The organism is Luteibacter aegosomatis (assembly GCF_023078455.1).
Classification (GTDB): domain Bacteria; phylum Pseudomonadota; class Gammaproteobacteria; order Xanthomonadales; family Rhodanobacteraceae; genus Luteibacter; species Luteibacter aegosomatis.
On sequence record NZ_CP095740.1, the window covers coordinates 363,979 to 379,861 of the forward strand.

Genomic DNA, 15,883 nt, shown 5'->3' on the forward strand with positions numbered 1-15,883 from the left:
CGCCGGGCGGCGAGCGCCACCGGTGCCTTACGGCGTCTTGGGCGGCGCGCTGATGGAGAAATTCGTGCTGAGCCGGATGTCTGCGTTGGGCCCTTCCAGGGTCTGCACGAAGCGCGTCGGGCGCAATACGTAGGCCGTGCCCGGAGCGCCGGCGGGTCGATACAGCTCGAGGTTCATATGCGGCTGGCCGCCATTGGGCAGCTGTTGGCGCAGGTTGATGTGGACCCAGCCGCTGGAGGCGGACTCCAGCGTCGCCGCGGGATCGACCGAGCGGGGCAGCCATGGTTCGCTCGCACCGCGCACGGTGTCGAGGCGGGTCCAGGGCGTGACCGCCAGAACCGGCAGGCCTTGTGCGGTTCCCTCGCCGACGCGGGTCTGGGGAAGCGCCAGCTCGACCTCGCCGAGGGTCGCCGGATCCAGTTGCCGTGCGTGGGCCTGTTGCAGACGCGCCAGGTCGTCGACCGGGGCGTAGTAGTAGACCGCTGCGGGCCATTCGCTACGTGGGACACGCACGAGCCCTTCGATCGCTTCGGCCGAAAGGTGGGGCGAGACGATGACCGGGCCCGCCGAGGGGCCGGGTAGCGCCATGGGTGGCGGCGTGCGTTGCGCGCGCACGTGCCCGATGGCCTGGTCCCACAACGCTCGCCGGGCGGGGCCGACCATCGGGCGGGCCAGGCCTTCGTCCCATTGCCTGCCCAGCGTCTGGAAGAGCAGTTCGGCGTCCCACGGTTCCAGTTGTCGGCTCAGCCAGGCCTGTAGGTTGAGTACTTCCTGATGGGAGAAGTCGGCGATGTCGGCGGCCAGTCGTGGGCGCAGGGCCTCCCAGTCCTCACCCCCATAGAGGTCCGCGCGGACGGATACGCGGCCCGAGCCGCCGCGCAGTCCGGTGTGCCGGAAGTGCCATCGTCCGTCGGCAAGCCGCTCGATGGCGGGCCCGGAGACGCGGGCGTCGAGGGCGCCGGGGCGGGAAAGCCGCCAGCCGCGCGAGGCGTCGTCGAAGCGGACATGGAAGAGCTGACCGTCGTGACGGATGTAGCGGGCCTGGCCGATGGCGTAGACGCCGCTGGCGGGCGACGGTCCCGGCGGCAGGGAGACGCCGTGGGCGAGGAAGCGATCCTCGAAGAGGGTGTCGGGCCGGGGCAGGGGGCGACGCTGGGTGACGAGGCGGCCGTTTCCGGCGGAGGCGCGCACGAGGGAGCCGGCAAACAGGGATGGAACCTGCACGGGGAGGGGCACGACATTGAGGGCGGAGGTATAGCCCTCGACGAAGTCGAGGAAGGCGGCGGTAGCGTCGCCGGCCTTGACGTGGTCGTAGAAGCGCCAGGCGGCCTGGGCGGTGCGCGGGATGCTGAGGACGGTGTCCAGGGCGAGACGGGTGGCGAGCCTGCCGGCGTCGTCGAAGGGTCCGGTGGCGAGGTCGAGGCTGCGAGCCACGGCGTCGACGGTGGCCAGCCGGGTGGAGCGGGCCAGGTGGTGGGCGTTGCGCTTGGCCAGGCCGATGGCGGTGTCATAGAGGGTGTCGAGAACGGAGGCGGTGACCTCCTGCTCGGCGAAGCGCTCGTCCGGGGCCGTGCATGCGGAACAGTCGTCGAGGTCGAAGACCCAGGAGGCGGAGCGGTTGCCGTTGAGGCGAGGGAGGGCGAAGTGACGCTGTCCGCGGTCGTCGGCAAGCGCGAATTCTTCGGGCAGGCGCTGGAGGAGGTAGGCCTCGAAGGCGGGATCGACGAGGAAGCGCCGGGTGAGTTCGGCGCGATCGGCGAACTCGCGCCAGGCGATGCCGTCGGGGGCGTTCGGGGTGTAGAGGACGACACGGGAGACCGAGCGCGGATCGCGCACGCCGATGAGGACGACGTCGGCCAGCGGCGCACCGCGATAGGTGAGTTGACGGGCGACCAGTTCGTGACCGCGGGCGGTGCGGGGGCGGCCGCCCGCGGCGGGGTGGTCCAGGACGGTCTGAACCCAGTGGAAGCCCTGTTCCTCGTGGTCGTCGAGAAAGCCGCGCGGCTCCTCGGGGTGGTAGTAGACCAGTCGGGCGTCGGCAGCCTCGAAGCGCATGCGTGCACGCAGCAGGTCGAGTGCGAGAACGCGGTTGAGCCGGCCGTGCTCCGAGCGATCGGTGAGGACGTCGTCGAGGTGGTCGGCGTAGGCGTTGGGCAGATCGATGTCGGCGACGAGTTCGCGGATCGTGGCGGGGGTGAGGCCGGTGCGCGGTGAGCCTTCGGCGTCGAGGACGGCGACGAGATCGGTGGGCGCGAGGTGGCGGAAGGCGAGCCGGGAGAGGGAGAGGGTGTCGGCGGGAAGGGCGCCGGCGGCCCCGGCGAGAAGATCGGAGGGTGAGGCGGGCAGGCCGCTCAGGCGGACGAGGATGTCGGCCGGGTCGGCGTCGATGCCTCTCACGCGCAGTCGGTCACGCAGCAGCCTGTCGGCGAACGCGACGAGCGACAAGGGTTCGCCCGTCGATCGGTCGTGGCGCGCCGACGCGGCGTCCCGCAACGCGGCGCGATAGGCGTGAGCCGCGTTCTCCCAGTGTCGACGGACGTCGTCTGGCACGCGGGCCATGCGCTCATGGTGCGCGCGGGCGAGGAGGTCCGCATCCCGGCTTTCGACCATGCCGTGCACGTCGAGCAGGCCCTGCAGGTCGGCGGCCGTGCGCAGCGCATCTTCGCGTGTGCCGGGAGAAAGCGTGGATGCGTGCCTCAGCACTTCGCGCAGCCTTTCCCTGAATCGCTCGACGAGCCTTTCGGCCATGGCCTCGAATGGCTGTCCGGGTATTTCGCGAGTCCGCAGAAGGCGCCGGGCGACGTTCGCCTGGACCGTGCCGGCGTCGACGCCACGCGATGCGTTCGTGGCGGCCAGTTCCCGTCGCAAGCGGCTTTCGGCCGCGTCGAGCAGCGTGGCGAGCGAGCCGAAGGACTCCCAGCCCTCACGCGCGGTGAAGAGCAGCGCACGGTCCGGATGGCGGTCGTCTCGAAGGACGAGGGCGCCGGCGTAGGTCGCGTCGGCGATGTGCAGTTCGTCGGCATGCAGGTGCGAAGGCAACGGGGTGTCGGGATGCTGCGCGACGGATCGCACGAGTTCGAAGGCTTCGTCGGACAGCGTGCCGTCGTTGGCTCGCAGCGACGCATCGTCGTAGGCGGCCTGCGCCAGTTTCCGCGCGAAGACGTCGCGGCGCGAACGTGCCGGATGGCTCGACGCCTGATCGGCGGGCGCGTTCCAGAAAGCGTCGACCTCGAGGAGAAAGGCGGCGCGGCCGTCGTCGCCGGAAGGCGATGACGGAAACGCATTCTGTTGGCGTAGCAGCCATTGCTGTGTATCGGCGAGACGTCGCAGCGCATCGACGGCCGCCTGGTTGGCATGGGAAACGAGGGCAGGCGGCGCCTGCGGGGGAAGCATGTCCAATGGTCGATCCTTGACTGAGAGGTTACGGTGTCGCTCCGCGCCGGCCTTCCGACACGAAAACGCCTTGCAAGGGAATGGCGGGAAGCGCCCCCTCCACGTCACCCGCATGACCGGCGCCCGAAAGGCGAGGCGACCGGATCAGGTACGTGCCGTCGTGCACGTTGGTGACACGATGCACGGTGTAGCCGGGCGGCAGCGCATCGAGGTCGAGCTTGAGCCAGCGTGCCGTCATCTCCGGACGGTTGGCTTGCCGTGTCCATGCGTTTCTTCCGCTGAGCCATACGGCGACCTGGTCCAGGTCGTTGCGGGCCGGATCGAGCGTCGTCACGTACGCCCCGGAGGGGTAGCCCCGGCGCGATGCGGACTGCTCGAGCCATTGGAAGCGTTCGCCACGCATCGTCGCCATGGCGGTGTCGTCCGTGTAATGCCAGACGTATCGGGGCCACTGCGCGCGGTCCACGGCGATGGCTTCATGGGAAAGTCCCGCGCCCGGTATCGGCGCGGGCAAGCCCTCCACGCGCACGGGCGGTCGCGGCGGGGCGGGCGGCGCGGGCGGTGGCGTGGACGGATGGCCTCGGGCCCAGTCCACGGCGGCCTGCCAACGCTGGCGTTCCACGGCGGTCAGCGGTTCGCGGCTGATCTTGCGCCAGGCGAGCTTTCTCGCTCCCGTGTCGGTGCCCTTTCCGGCCACGAGATGACTCGACAGGCGTTCGAGTTGCGCGTCGCTCAGGCCGCGCAGGTCGGCCACGCGCTGACGGTGTTCGCGCAGTACCGACATCGTGGTGGACCCCACCGGCGGGGGCGCTCCGCCGAGCAGGCCGACGTCGGTGCGATACTGCCACTGGCCCTGGCCCACGTGCACCACGGCCGGGCCGCTGAAGTTGGCGTCCGGTGCGCCTGGCCGGGTCAATCGCCAGGTCTGCGCCGATGCGTCGTAGCGCACCGCATACAGGCGGCCGCCCTGGGAAATCGCGGTCTGGCCGTCGATGTGGTGGATGCCTTGCATGTTGGCGACCGACTTCGCGCATTTCGCGCACGTGAACGCGAAGCGGGCCTCGAAGAGCGTGGCCGACGTGGTGAGGTCGACGCGAAACGGGCGGAGCTGAAGGCTCCGTTGCGCGCTGCGCACGATGATCGCGTTGGCGAGCAAGGGCTTCCACGCCACCGCAAGGCCGAAGTCGAGCATGGCGGTGTAGGTGGCGGTGAATTCCACGAAGGCCTGCGGCGCGTTCTTCGCCTTGACCTGATCGTAGAACCGCCAGCCCGCCATGGAAGCCCTGCCGATGAAGTGGGCGAAGCGCCTGGCGAAGGCCGCCGGGTCGATGAGCGGATGGTCGTCGTCGGCCTGGGCGCTGCTGCGGGCTACCAGTTCCACCTGCGCTTCGCGCAGGCTGACTTCGGCATCGTAAAGCGATTCCAGCACGTCGCCGTCGATCGCTCGCTCGGTGAAGGCTTCGTCGGTATGGGTCGTGTTCGCGGGTGGATAACCTCCGAAGACCCAACGGCGCAGGCGGGTGGACTCCGAGACGAAGAACACGCGTACCCCATTGGACTGCGTGGTGGCGAAGCGCGGCGGCAGGCGATCGAGAAGATAGCTCTCGAACGACGGGTGGTACAGGATCTCCCGTTCGACGTCGCTCCACTGCCGGAACTCGCGGAACGTCAGGCCATCCGGCGCATCGGGCGTATAGAGCACCTGCCGCGCCTCGTATCGGGACGAACTCCCGATGACGAGCATGCCCGCCACGGGGATGCCCTTGTACATCACCTGACGGACGACGATATCGTCTTGCCCGTCCTTCGCGCGCCACTTCGCGACCGGCTCGTCGAGGACGCCGTCCACCCACCGATAGAGGTCTTTCAACGGCCGACCCGCGGCGGAAGCGATATCGTCCGACAATGCGGCGGCCAGGCGGGCTTCCTCCGCCTCCAGGCGCAGGCGGATGCGCAGCGCGCCCGTCGCGATCGAGCGGCGCATGGCACCTTCGATCGAGTCGGAAAACGTCGTGCGAATGAGTCGCGCGTAAGCTCCGCCCACGTCGATCGCGCGGACCAGCCTTCCCAGTTCCGTGGCGGGCAATTGCCCATCGAGGGACCTTCCGGTGCCGTCCACGGGATGGAAGCAGCGAAGGTCGAAACGACCGAGGTTCTGCAGCGCCAGCTTCCTCAGCTCGATGCGCTCGACCCGCCCGGCTCCCGACGTGCAGCCGGGGAACGGCAATGGCCGTGGTTCGGAGGTCACGAAGATGTCCTCCACCGGATGGGTCACGCCGATGTCGCTTAATCGTCGCGCGAGCAGGTCGTCGGTGAACGCCTCGATGTCCGGAAGCTGCAGCCATGTCCATTGTTCGGAGACGCGCTGGAGCGATTCGTAGGCGGCCATGGCGCGTCGCCAGTCGTCGGCCACGTTCGTCGGCGCGCGCATGAGGCGTTCTTCCGTCACCTTGTGTATCAGCCGGCGCTCGTGCGCGGCCATCAACCGGCGTATGTCCGGCAGGATGTCCAGGCGTACCGCGTTGCGCAACGCGTCGACCGCGAGCGTGCGTTCGTCGTCGGGAAGTTCGCCATCGAACAGCAGGTTCCATGCCGCCTCCACCCGTTCACGCTGTCGCGGTACGACCGAGAGGAGCCCCAGGAACGCCGATCCGTGCATGGCGTCGAGGCGGACGAGGCGCTCGGTCGGCTCGTCGTCGACCTCGTCGAGGGAGATGCCCGGCGGAGCGCGCCCGTCGCGAAGCCATTGCCTCGCCTTGCGCTCCACCGCGTCGAGCAGGGCGGTGGAGTCCGTGTAGCTTTCCCATCCGCTTTCCGGAAAGAACAGCAAAGCGGGGTCCGCCTCGGTACCGGTGACCACGACCGCGCCGGCGTAGGGCGCGTCGTGGATCATGAGGTGATGGGCCTTCAGCGGGAACGGCGGAGCCTGGTCGACCGAGCGGGCAAACGCCGTCGCCATCTCTCTCGCGCGTTCGTCGAGGGTGCCGTCGAATCCGCGCAGGATGGCCTCGTCGCGCATGACGTCGGCAAGGTGTGTTCGCAGCGTCGCATCCCGTCCGGTCGACGGGTCGTGCCAGAACCGGTCCAATGCGGAGAGATAATCGCGCTTGTCAGCCGACGTCGGGGCATCGGGCAGCGGAGGCAGGGCGAGCGACAACTCGTTTTGCCGCGCCTGCGCCGACACCAGGCGCCGGATGGCGTCGTCCATTTCCTGTCGGGACGACGAGACGATGGCAGGCGGGGCCTGCGGCGGAGCCATGTCCACGGGCAATCCTTGGCGATGGGGAAGCGCCAAAGCTTACGAGGGCGAACCCGCGCGCATCTGTAGGTATCGCGGACGAGCGCTTGTAGTCTTATCGACCCGTGTCGTTGGACCGTGCCGGTGTCACGGACCTTCGTGGGTGTGGTGGCGCTGCTTCTCGTTCGCCACGTGGCGTTCGTGCAGCGAATCGCCCGTGCCGGAGGCCTGCGGATCGTCGGGCGGCCGCGCGTCGAGGTCGCGGTCGTTCTCGCCGCCGGGCGTGATCTTGAGGATCGAATGGCGCACTTCGCGGGCGAGGATCACGCGGGCGTCGCGCACCATGTCTTCCAGCGCGTCGGCGAAATCGAGCTTGCCGTTCTCGTCGGTCCACACCACTTTCTGCTCGCGCAACTTCTGGATGAAGCCGCGGAACAGCGCCTTGTCGAAGAATTCGGGCGCGGAGAGTTCGTTGAGCAGGCTCAGGCGCTGCGCGGTCAGCGTGCACGCGGTTTCCAGTTCGCCCGAGCTCATCGTGTGCGGACCGTTCTTCACCAGCGCGGCGATGGCGATGTAATAACGCTCGAAGGCCTGCAGCATGCTGCGCGCGATGACGCGAAGCTGGTAGGCGCCGTCGTCCTGTCCCGGTCCGCGTTCGAGCAGGCGGCCTTCGCCGTTGGATTCGAGCATGCCGCGTCGCACGAAGAAATCGATGGTGTCCTGCACCTGATTGGCGAAACCTTCTTCGTCCCACGGCAGGAACAGCTCGCCCTGGATGAACGGATAGATGATCTTGCCCAGGCGCACCACCGACGAACGCGACATGCGCCGGTTGTTGAGGAAGCACGCGGCCACCCAGGCGGCCGCGGCGTTGAGGTGCAGCACGTTGTTGCGGAAGTAGGAAAGCAGCACCGCCTGCTCGCCCTCGGTCACCAGCACGTCGCCCAGCGGGTGTCGCACGCGGCGGATCCAGCCCATCTGTTCGCCGTAGGCGATGATGCCCGGGGGATTCATCGGCGTGATCGTCACGCGGTCGGAGTAGGGCAGCTCCTGGAACATCGCCTTGGTCAGTTCCAGCTGCACCAGCAGATCGTTTTCGGCCATCGCGTGCTTGGGCGTCGCCAGCAGGGCGAGCGCGAGCAGGTTGATGGGGTTCACGTCGGCCGCGCGGTTGATGTTCACCTGGATGCGCTCGGCCAGGCCGTCGACGGCGCGATTGAGCCATTCGGGCTTGGCGTCGGGATCGGCGGTGGCTTCGCGCCAGTCGGCGGCCGCGGCTTCGAGCACGGGCTCGAGCAGGATTGGCTCGCCGAAGTTCAGGGTGACGTGGCCGTAGCGCTGGCGAAGCACCTTGAGGCCGCGGATCAGGCCGAGCAGCGATTCCTTCTCCTTCGGCTTGCCCGACAGCTCGCCGATGTACGACTTGCCTTCCATCAGCTTCTCGTAGCCGATGTACACCGGCTGGAACAGCACGGGACGGCGCGGCGCGCGCAGGTAGGCGCGTACCGTCATCGCGAGCATGCCGGCGCGCGGCGTGAGCAATCGGCCCGTGCGCGAGCGGCCGCCTTCGATGAAGTATTCCAGCGGTACGCCACGGTCGACGAGCTGCGCCAGGTATTCGTTGAACACCACCGAATACAGCGCGTTGCCCTTGAAGCTGCGGCGAAGGAAGAACGCGCCGCCGCGACGCAGCAGCGGCCCGATCAGCGGCAGGTTGAGGTTGACGCCGGCCGCGATGTGCGGTGGCACCACGCCGGAGTGATGCAGCTGATACGAGAGCAGCAGGTAGTCGGTGTGGCTGCGGTGGCTGGGCACGTACACCACTTCGTGACCGGGCGCGATGGCGCGCACCTTGTCGAAGTGATGCATGGCGATGCCGTCGTAGAGCTTGTTCCAGAAGTTGGACAGCAGGAACGACGTGGAGCGCACCACCGGATGCGAGTAGTCGGCGGCGATCTCCAGCGCGAAGTCGCGCGCCCTCCGCTCGGCCTTGGCCTGGGTGATGTTTTCCTTGCTGGCCGTGGCGGCGACCGCGTCGCGCACCGGTTGCGCGTTGAGCACCGCGTCGACGACCGTGCGGCGGTGCGACAGATCGGGACCGATGACGGCCGCGCGGATGCGCCGGAAGTGGGTGCGCAGCACGCGGGCGATCTTGCGCGTGAGGCGCTCGGAGGTGAGTCCTTGCGACTCGGTCAGCACGTTGCGCAAGGAGACGGGGGCCGAGAAATGCACGACGGTGTCGCGGCCGTTGAGCAGCAGGGCGAGCATGCGCCGGAAGCGGCCGACGACGAGCCAGTTTTCCGCGAACAGCACGCTGAACCAGCCCGATTCGCGGTTGGGGGCGCGGCCGACGTAGATGGATACCGGCACCACCTGGATGTCGCGTGAGGGATCGTCTTCCAGCGCGCGGATGAGCTGGCCGATCGGTTCCTTCGGTCCGCGCGCATCGGTGCGGCCGAACAGCCAGCCGTGACGGCGGCTCAGCGAGAAGACGGAGCGCCGCCGGCGTCCGGGCAGTTCGAGCAGTTGCATCGGACTGGGCAGGCCGGCCTCGCGGCATGCGCGCTCCAGGATCAGCGCGTCGGAGGTACCGTCGCGCTCGATGGCGTAGCAGACGGCCGCGCCGCCGTGCAGCAGGCCGGCGGGCTCCGCGGGCTCGCGCTTGATCTTCACCCAGGGCTCGAGCAGCCGGCCCAGCAGCTTGAACCACCAGGGCGAACGGGCGACATGGACGTGCGGATCCGCACTCATCGGAATTTCGGACATCGTGGGATTGTACGGCCTAGCGAACGTGGGCGGCGGTCACCGGCGTGGCGGCGCGGGAGGGCTCCGCCGGGATGCTGGTAGCCGGTGCGGGGGTGTTGAGCAAACGGGCATGCTCGGCGCGCACGTCCTGGAGAAGGTCGCTGTCGTACCAGCGCCCGTCGAGCAGCACCAGGGTGACGTCGGTCTGGATCGGCTTGTCGAGCAGGGTGTAGGTGATCTTCACGTGGGCCGAGGCGCCGCTGTTCTCCAGCGTGTCGATGCTGGCCGCGTCGAAGCTCTTGTCCAGCGAGAGGCCGTAGACGTCGAGCAGGCGCTTGAGCCCGTTCCAGCCGGTGGCGTAGGTCGCCATGGATTGCTCGAAGTCCAGCGCGTGCAAGGCCTCGGGCGTGGAGAGATGCGCGTTGCGAGCGGTGTCCACCACGATGGCGATGGCTTGCTTCGCCTTGGCCTGGTCGCCCCAGGCCACGGTCTGGGTCCATGGCGCGATGACGTTCACCACGTCGCGCAGCTGCCGCTTCTGCGATGCGTTGAGATCCTTCTCCTGATCGATGGCGGTCAGCGCCATCGACTGGCCGACGCCCGAGATCAGCGGCATCTGGTCCTTGTAGTCGCGATCGAACCGTACCAGCACGGGACGGAGGTCGGCGAAGAGCTTCTTCTCGGCATCGGGCTCCGTCAGGCGCTTCACGCCCGCCTCGAAACGTTCGCGATCCTGGGGCTCCACGGGTGTCTTCGCCGCGTTGCGCAGGGGCCAGTCGGCGCGCAGCGTGGCGAAGTCGGCCGGTGGCAGGGCGTGCCGCCAATACATGTCGAACTTGCCGTCGCGGATGAGTTCGAGCGAGGCACGCACGGCATCCTCGGGCGAGCCACCGCCCGGCGTGCCCGGCGGTTCCTTGTCCTTGCCGCAGGCGGCGAGCAGGGCGAGGGCCGGGAGCAGAAGCCAGGCCTTGGGGATGTAGCGGAACATCGGGCGCGCGTCCGTAACCGGCGGGGGAGGCGAGGTTACGAGGCCCCCGGCCGCTTCACAAGGGCCGAAGTGTAAGAAATCCATAAAGAAAAACCCCGGAGACCTGAAGCCTCACGGGGTTATCCGGCCCGAAGCCGGCAAGGGAAATGGCCTTGCCCGCATTGCTTGAGGCACCACGGGTTTCGGCGAGAGCAATGATAGTTGGCCGACATTGTTAATGCAATATCAGCAAATCATTACTAACTCGTTGAATTTACTTGACTCGCAGCGAATCGATCTTCTTCTGCCGGCGAGCTTCCCGCGGCAGAGTGTAGTCGTTGTCGAACATCGCCGCTTCCCAGGCGCCGTAGGTGGGGTTGGGAAGCACGAACCAGCGCTCGCCGATCCAGGCGGTATAGGGGGCCATCGCCTTCGTCCGCCCCTCGGGGGTGTTGCCGTAGACGTTCGCGAAGTCGGCGATCTGGTCGCCGAACTGCATCAGCACGCGGTAGCTCTTGCCCACTTGCTGGCGGCGGCAGCCCTTCTCGCTGCCCGCCTGTTCGCAGCCTTCGACGACGGTGCCCAGGCCGAGGAACGATGCCTTGCCGGCCACCGGAAGTCCCGCCGAGCGCAGGTTGTCCAGGGTGGCGTCGTCGAGATCCTTCGCGCGGTTGGAGATGTAGATCACGGCGATGCCGTGGTCGGCGGCGAACCTCGTGAACTCGACCACGCCCGGCAAGGGACGGGCGATTCCTTCCTTGCACCAGGCGGCCCATTCGGCCTCGTTGTACTCGGTGCCCGAGCGCACCAGGCGCGCCTGGTAGGGCGAGTTGTCGAGCACGGTCTCGTCCACGTCGAGTACCACGGCGGGTTTGAGGCCCTTGAGCGACGGATGCCCGGCGCGATCGTCCTTGGGCAGCGCATCCCATGTCGGATCCTTCAACGCCTTGAGAAGTTTCTCCTCGGCGTTGCGATACGTCTGCAGGTAGATGAAGTCGTGCTCGCTGGCGTCCTGCGACCAGGCCACCGCGTTGAGGTTGTCGTCGGCGGCGGGCCGAGGCGACAGGTCGGCGGCAGGCTGCGGGGCCGACGCGACGACCGGCGGTTGCTTCGGCGCGCCCGAGGCGCACGCGGAGAGCAGCAGGGCCGCGGCCAGCGCGGTCGGAACGGACTTCAGCATGTAAACCCCTTGCATGGATACGGCCTCGCGGCCATGGGCCGGCGATTGTCCGCAGAGTTTACGACAGGGTGACGACGCGCGCGCCCACTGGCACATCGCCCCCGCGTCCTGACAGACTGCGCCCCACATCCACCGCAAGGCCCACCATGGACGCCGCATCATTCCGGACCCGCGCCGTGTGCATCGCCAGTTACCTCGCGGCGGGGCTCGGCCTGTTTCTCGTGCTGTACCTGCGGCTGCTTCCCGCGCTCATGGCCGGCCTGCTGGTGTACGAGGTGGTGGTGTCGGTGGCGCCGTTGATGGGCCGCCGGCTGTCGGGCGACCGCGCGCGCGTGCTCGCGGTGGCGCTGGTGGGCATCATCGTGGTGGGGCTGCTCACGTTGCTGATCCTGGGCGGCATCAGCTTCTTCCGCAACGAAATCGGCAATCCCGAGGATCTCTGGCAGAACAGGCTCATGCCGATGGTGGAGCGTGCGCGCCAGCAGCTGCCGCCGGCCATCGTCGATCGCCTCCCCGACAGCGTGGACGCCTTGCGCCTCACGGCGCTGGACTGGGCTCGCTCGCATGCCGTCACCCTGCAGCTGGCCGGCAAGGAAGCCGCGCGCATCCTCGTGCATATCGTGATCGGCCTGGTGCTCGGTGCCATCGTCGCGCTCAGCCGCACGCGCCCGACGCACCAGGTGGGTCCGTTCGCCGCCGAACTGAGCCTGCGCGCCGCGCGCCTGGCCGACGCCTTCCACAACATCGTGTTCGCGCAGATCAAGATCTCCCTCGTCAACACCGCCTTCACCGCGATCTTCCTCGTGGCGGTGCTGCCGTTGTTCGGCGTGCACCTGCCGCTGACGAAGACGCTGATCGTGATCACCTTCATCGTCGGGCTGCTGCCGGTGATCGGCAACCTGCTGTCCAACACCGCCATCACCATCGTGGGTCTTTCGGTGGGACTCTACGTGGGCCTGGGCGCGCTGGCCTTCCTGATCCTCATCCACAAGCTCGAATATTTCCTCAACGCCCGCATCGTCGGCGGGCAGATCCGCGCCCGCGCATGGGAACTGCTGGTGGCGATGCTGGTATTCGAGGCCGCCTTCGGGTTGCCGGGGCTGGTGGCGGCCCCCATCTTCTATGCCTACCTCAAGTCCGAGCTCGAAGCCGCGCGCTTGATCTGACGTTCATCGCGTCCCTGCTGGAATCACGTTCGTTACGCCAAGGATTTCGTGCATGGCCCCTTCCGACGCCACCTATCGCATCCGCATCGCCAGCTACGTGCTGGCGGGTATCGCCCTGCTCGGCTTCCTCGAGCTCCACCTGGTGTCCGCCTTGCTCGCCGGCCTGCTGGTCTACGAGGTGGTGGAAGGCCTCATTCCCCTGATCCGGCGCCTCGTGCCGGGCGAGCGGGCGCGGGTGATCGCGGTGGCCATCGTCGCGGTGGTGGTGGTCGGCGCGATCGTGCTGCTCGTGGTGGCGACCATGGATTTCTACCGGCGCGACATCGGCGATCCGAGACAGCTATGGGACGTGAAGCTTGTGCCGCTCATCGAGAAGGCGCACGAGCAGTTGCCCGCGTGGATCACCTCGAGCCTGCCCGACAGCCTGACCGACCTGCGCACGCAGGGCATGGACCTCGCGCACAAGCACGCGGGCGACCTGCAGCTGGTGGGCACGCACGCCGCGCGCATGCTGGCCCACATCCTGATCGGGTTGGTGCTCGGCGCGATCGTGGCCATTTCCCACGGTTCCGGCGGCAGGCCGGCGCGTCCGCTCGCCTTCGAGCTGACCACGCGCGCGGGACGCCTGGCCGACGCCTTCCACAACATCATCTTCGCGCAGGTGAAGATCTCGGCGATCAACACGACGCTGGCCGCGCTCTTCCTGCTCGTGGCGCTCCCCCTGTTCGGCGTGCACGTGCCGCTGGCGAAGACGCTGGTGATCGTCACCTTCATCGTCGGCCTGCTGCCGGTGGCGGGCAACCTCATCTCCAACACCCTGATCACCATCGCGGGTCTGTCGGTGTCGCTGTGGGTGGGCGTGGCGGCACTGGGTTTCCTCGTGGTGGTGCACAAGCTCGAATACTTCCTCAACGCACGCATCGTCGGCGGGCAGATCCGTGCGCGCACATGGGAACTGCTGGTGGCGATGCTGGTGTTCGAGGCGGCGTTCGGCATCGCGGGGCTGGTGGCGGGGCCGATTTACTATGCTTACCTGAAGAGTGAGCTGGAGGCGGAGGGGTTGGTCTGAGGCGCAAGACGCTGGGTCCCCGCCTTCGCGGGAACGACGAGCTACGCGATTCGTCGCCGCCTATGAAACAGCCTCACGTCGTTCCCGCGAAGGCGGGAACCCAGCGTCTCACGCTCCCCCCGCCAGCATCGCGCGGATCCGCTCCATGTGCGCCTGCGCCGTCTCCTTTTTCACCTCGGCGTCGGCTTCCGGATCCTTTCCGTCCCAATGCAGGTCGTCCTGCGGCAGCTCGTCGAGGAAGCGGCTCGGGTCGTTGGAAAGGATCTCGCCGTACTTGCGCGACTTCGCGGCGAAGGACAGCGTGAGCGCCTCCTTGGCCCGCGTGATGCCCACGTACATCAGGCGGCGTTCCTCGTCGAGGCGCCCTTCGTCGATCGCCCCTTCGTGCGGCAAGGTGCCGTCCTCGCAGCCCACGATGAACACGAAGCGGAACTCCAGTCCCTTGGCCGAGTGCAGCGTCATCATGCGCAGCGCGTTGCCCGGATCGTCGCGGTCGGCATGGCTGAGCAAGGCCAGCTGCTGCGCGATGTCGCCGGTGCGACCGCCGTCGCGGCCCATGGCGCGGAACCAGTCCATCAGTTCGCGCAGGTTGCCCAGGCGGCGTTCGCGCAGGTCGGGGTCGGGCGTACTCGCGGCGATGTGCGAGCCGTAGCCGGTTTTTTCCACCACCGTGGCGACGAGGTCGGCGGCGCTCTCGTGCACCGCGTGGCTGCGCAGCTCGTCCATCAACCGGGCGAAGCCCGCCAGTGCCGAGGCGGGTCGGGGCGACAACGACTTCAGCACGGTATCGCTGCGAGCGGCATCGAGCAGCGAGGCGTTGCGGGACTGCGCGATCTGGCCGAGTTTCTCCAGCGACGTGGCGCCGATCTCGCGCTTGGGCACGTTCACCACGCGCAGGAAGGCGGCGTCGTCGGTGGGATTGGTGAGCAGGCGCAGGTAGCTGAGTATGTCCTTCACCTCGGCGCGGTCGAGGAACGACAGCGCGCCGCTCAGGTGATACGGCACGCGCGCGAGGCGCAGCGCCTTTTCCAGCGGGCGGGCCTGGAAGTTGCCGCGATAGAGGATGCAGAAGTCGTCCCAGCGGCAACCCTTTTCCTTGTATTTCTCGTGCAGGCTCGCGGCGATGGCGGCGATGCGCTCGGCTTCGTGGTCGTTGTCCTTGCACTCGAGCACGCGGATGGGCGGGCCTTCGATGTGGTCGCTCCACAGTCGCTTCTCGTGCACGTGCGGGTTGTTGGCGATGAGCTGGTTGGCGGCGCGCAGGATGCGTTTCGCGCAGCGGTAGTTCTGCTCCAGCTTGATGACCTTCAACTGCGGGAAGTCGCGGCCGAGCTGGTCGATGTTTTCCGGATTGGCGCCGCGCCACGCATAGATGCTCTGGTCGTCGTCACCCACGCAGGTGAACCGGGCTTTGGGACCGGCGATGGCCTTGAGCAGGCGGTATTGCGCGTCGTTGGTGTCCTGGTATTCGTCCACCAGCAGGTAGCGCAGGCGCTCCTGCCAGATGGCGCGCGCGTCCGCGTCGTTCTCCAGGATGCTCAGCGGCAGGCGGATGAGATCGTCGAAGTCCACCGCGTTGAACGCGGCCAGCCGTTGCTGGTAGAGATCGTAGATGGTGGCGGCTTCGATCTCGCGCGGGCTGCGCGCGGCGGCCATGGCTTCGGCGGGCGTCAGGCCCGCGTTCTTCGCCTTGCCCACGAGGTTGCGGATGCCCTGGATCACTTCCGGCTTCACGCCCTTGGGCGAGAGCTCCTTGATCATGTTGGCGCTGTCGTCGGCATCCAGCACCGAGAAACCGCGGCGCAACTGCGCGCGATCGTGTTCGATCTGCAGGAACTTCAGGCCCAGCGCGTGGAAGGTGCACACGGTGAGCGCCTTCGCGGCGTCGTCGGAAATCAACTTGGAAACGCGCTCGCGCATTTCCTTCGCGGCCTTGTTGGTGAAGGTGATCGCGGCGATCTTCTCCGCGGCCAGGTGCCGGCGGGAGATCAGGTGCGAGATCTTCTCCGTGATGACGCGCGTCTTGCCGGAGCCTGCGCCGGCCAGCACGAGGAGGGGACCGTCGCAGTACTCGACGGCCGCGTGTTGTTGGGGATTGAGCATGGCCGGCCGGAAGACGAAGGGC

Annotated in this window: 8 protein-coding genes; 2 read left to right on the top strand and 6 right to left on the bottom strand. The window is 67.9% G+C overall.

The features are described 5' to 3' along the window. Positions 1-27: 27 nt before the first annotated feature. From L2Y94_RS01615 to L2Y94_RS01635, 5 genes are all read right to left on the bottom strand, one after another. Entirely contained in the window at positions 28-3,399 is a 3,372-nt protein-coding gene (locus L2Y94_RS01615) for a DUF6543 domain-containing protein (RefSeq protein ID WP_247372588.1), read from the bottom strand. Between the two features lie 22 nt (positions 3,400-3,421). Beyond that, complete coding sequence (locus tag L2Y94_RS01620) at positions 3,422-6,652, bottom strand: dermonecrotic toxin domain-containing protein (protein WP_247372589.1); 3,231 nt, start codon at positions 6,650-6,652, stop codon at positions 3,422-3,424. 126 nt (positions 6,653-6,778) lie between these two features. Further along, on the bottom strand, positions 6,779-9,397 hold the full coding sequence (gene plsB, locus L2Y94_RS01625; RefSeq protein WP_247372590.1) for a glycerol-3-phosphate 1-O-acyltransferase PlsB: 2,619 nt from the start codon (positions 9,395-9,397) through the stop codon (positions 6,779-6,781). Between the two features lie 16 nt (positions 9,398-9,413). Beyond that, positions 9,414-10,364 (bottom strand): hypothetical protein, encoded by a 951-nt coding sequence (locus tag L2Y94_RS01630; RefSeq protein ID WP_247372592.1) that lies wholly within the window; start codon positions 10,362-10,364, stop codon positions 9,414-9,416. A gap of 253 nt (positions 10,365-10,617) precedes the next feature. After that, positions 10,618-11,523: a 5'-nucleotidase, lipoprotein e(P4) family gene (locus tag L2Y94_RS01635; protein ID WP_247372594.1), complete on the bottom strand. Its 906-nt coding sequence runs from the start codon at positions 11,521-11,523 to the stop codon at positions 10,618-10,620. A gap of 146 nt (positions 11,524-11,669) precedes the next feature. On the opposite strand from L2Y94_RS01635, the gene L2Y94_RS01640 reads away from it, so the two are divergent. Next, on the top strand, positions 11,670-12,689 hold the full coding sequence (locus L2Y94_RS01640; RefSeq protein ID WP_247372596.1) for an AI-2E family transporter: 1,020 nt from the start codon (positions 11,670-11,672) through the stop codon (positions 12,687-12,689). A 52-nt stretch (positions 12,690-12,741) separates the two neighbouring features. Next, positions 12,742-13,758 carry an AI-2E family transporter gene (locus L2Y94_RS01645; RefSeq protein WP_247372597.1) on the top strand — a complete coding sequence of 339 codons (1,017 nt, stop codon included), beginning with the start codon at positions 12,742-12,744 and terminating at the stop codon, positions 13,756-13,758. A 108-nt stretch (positions 13,759-13,866) separates the two neighbouring features. Here L2Y94_RS01645 and L2Y94_RS01650 read toward each other — a convergent pair whose 3' ends face one another. Next, positions 13,867-15,861 carry a UvrD-helicase domain-containing protein gene (locus L2Y94_RS01650; RefSeq protein ID WP_247372599.1) on the bottom strand — a complete coding sequence of 665 codons (1,995 nt, stop codon included), beginning with the start codon at positions 15,859-15,861 and terminating at the stop codon, positions 13,867-13,869. Between the last annotated feature and the right edge of the window lie 22 nt (positions 15,862-15,883).

Coding starts and splice junctions, on each gene's coding strand:
- L2Y94_RS01620 (WP_247372589.1), bottom strand. CDS start 6,652: ATGGCTCCGCCGCAGGCCCCGCCTGCCATCGTCTCGTCGTCCCGACAG.
- plsB (WP_247372590.1), bottom strand. CDS start 9,397: ATGTCCGAAATTCCGATGAGTGCGGATCCGCACGTCCATGTCGCCCGT.
- L2Y94_RS01630 (WP_247372592.1), bottom strand. CDS start 10,364: ATGTTCCGCTACATCCCCAAGGCCTGGCTTCTGCTCCCGGCCCTCGCC.
- L2Y94_RS01635 (WP_247372594.1), bottom strand. CDS start 11,523: ATGCTGAAGTCCGTTCCGACCGCGCTGGCCGCGGCCCTGCTGCTCTCC.
- L2Y94_RS01640 (WP_247372596.1), top strand. CDS start 11,670: ATGGACGCCGCATCATTCCGGACCCGCGCCGTGTGCATCGCCAGTTAC.
- L2Y94_RS01645 (WP_247372597.1), top strand. CDS start 12,742: ATGGCCCCTTCCGACGCCACCTATCGCATCCGCATCGCCAGCTACGTG.
- L2Y94_RS01650 (WP_247372599.1), bottom strand. CDS start 15,861: ATGCTCAATCCCCAACAACACGCGGCCGTCGAGTACTGCGACGGTCCC.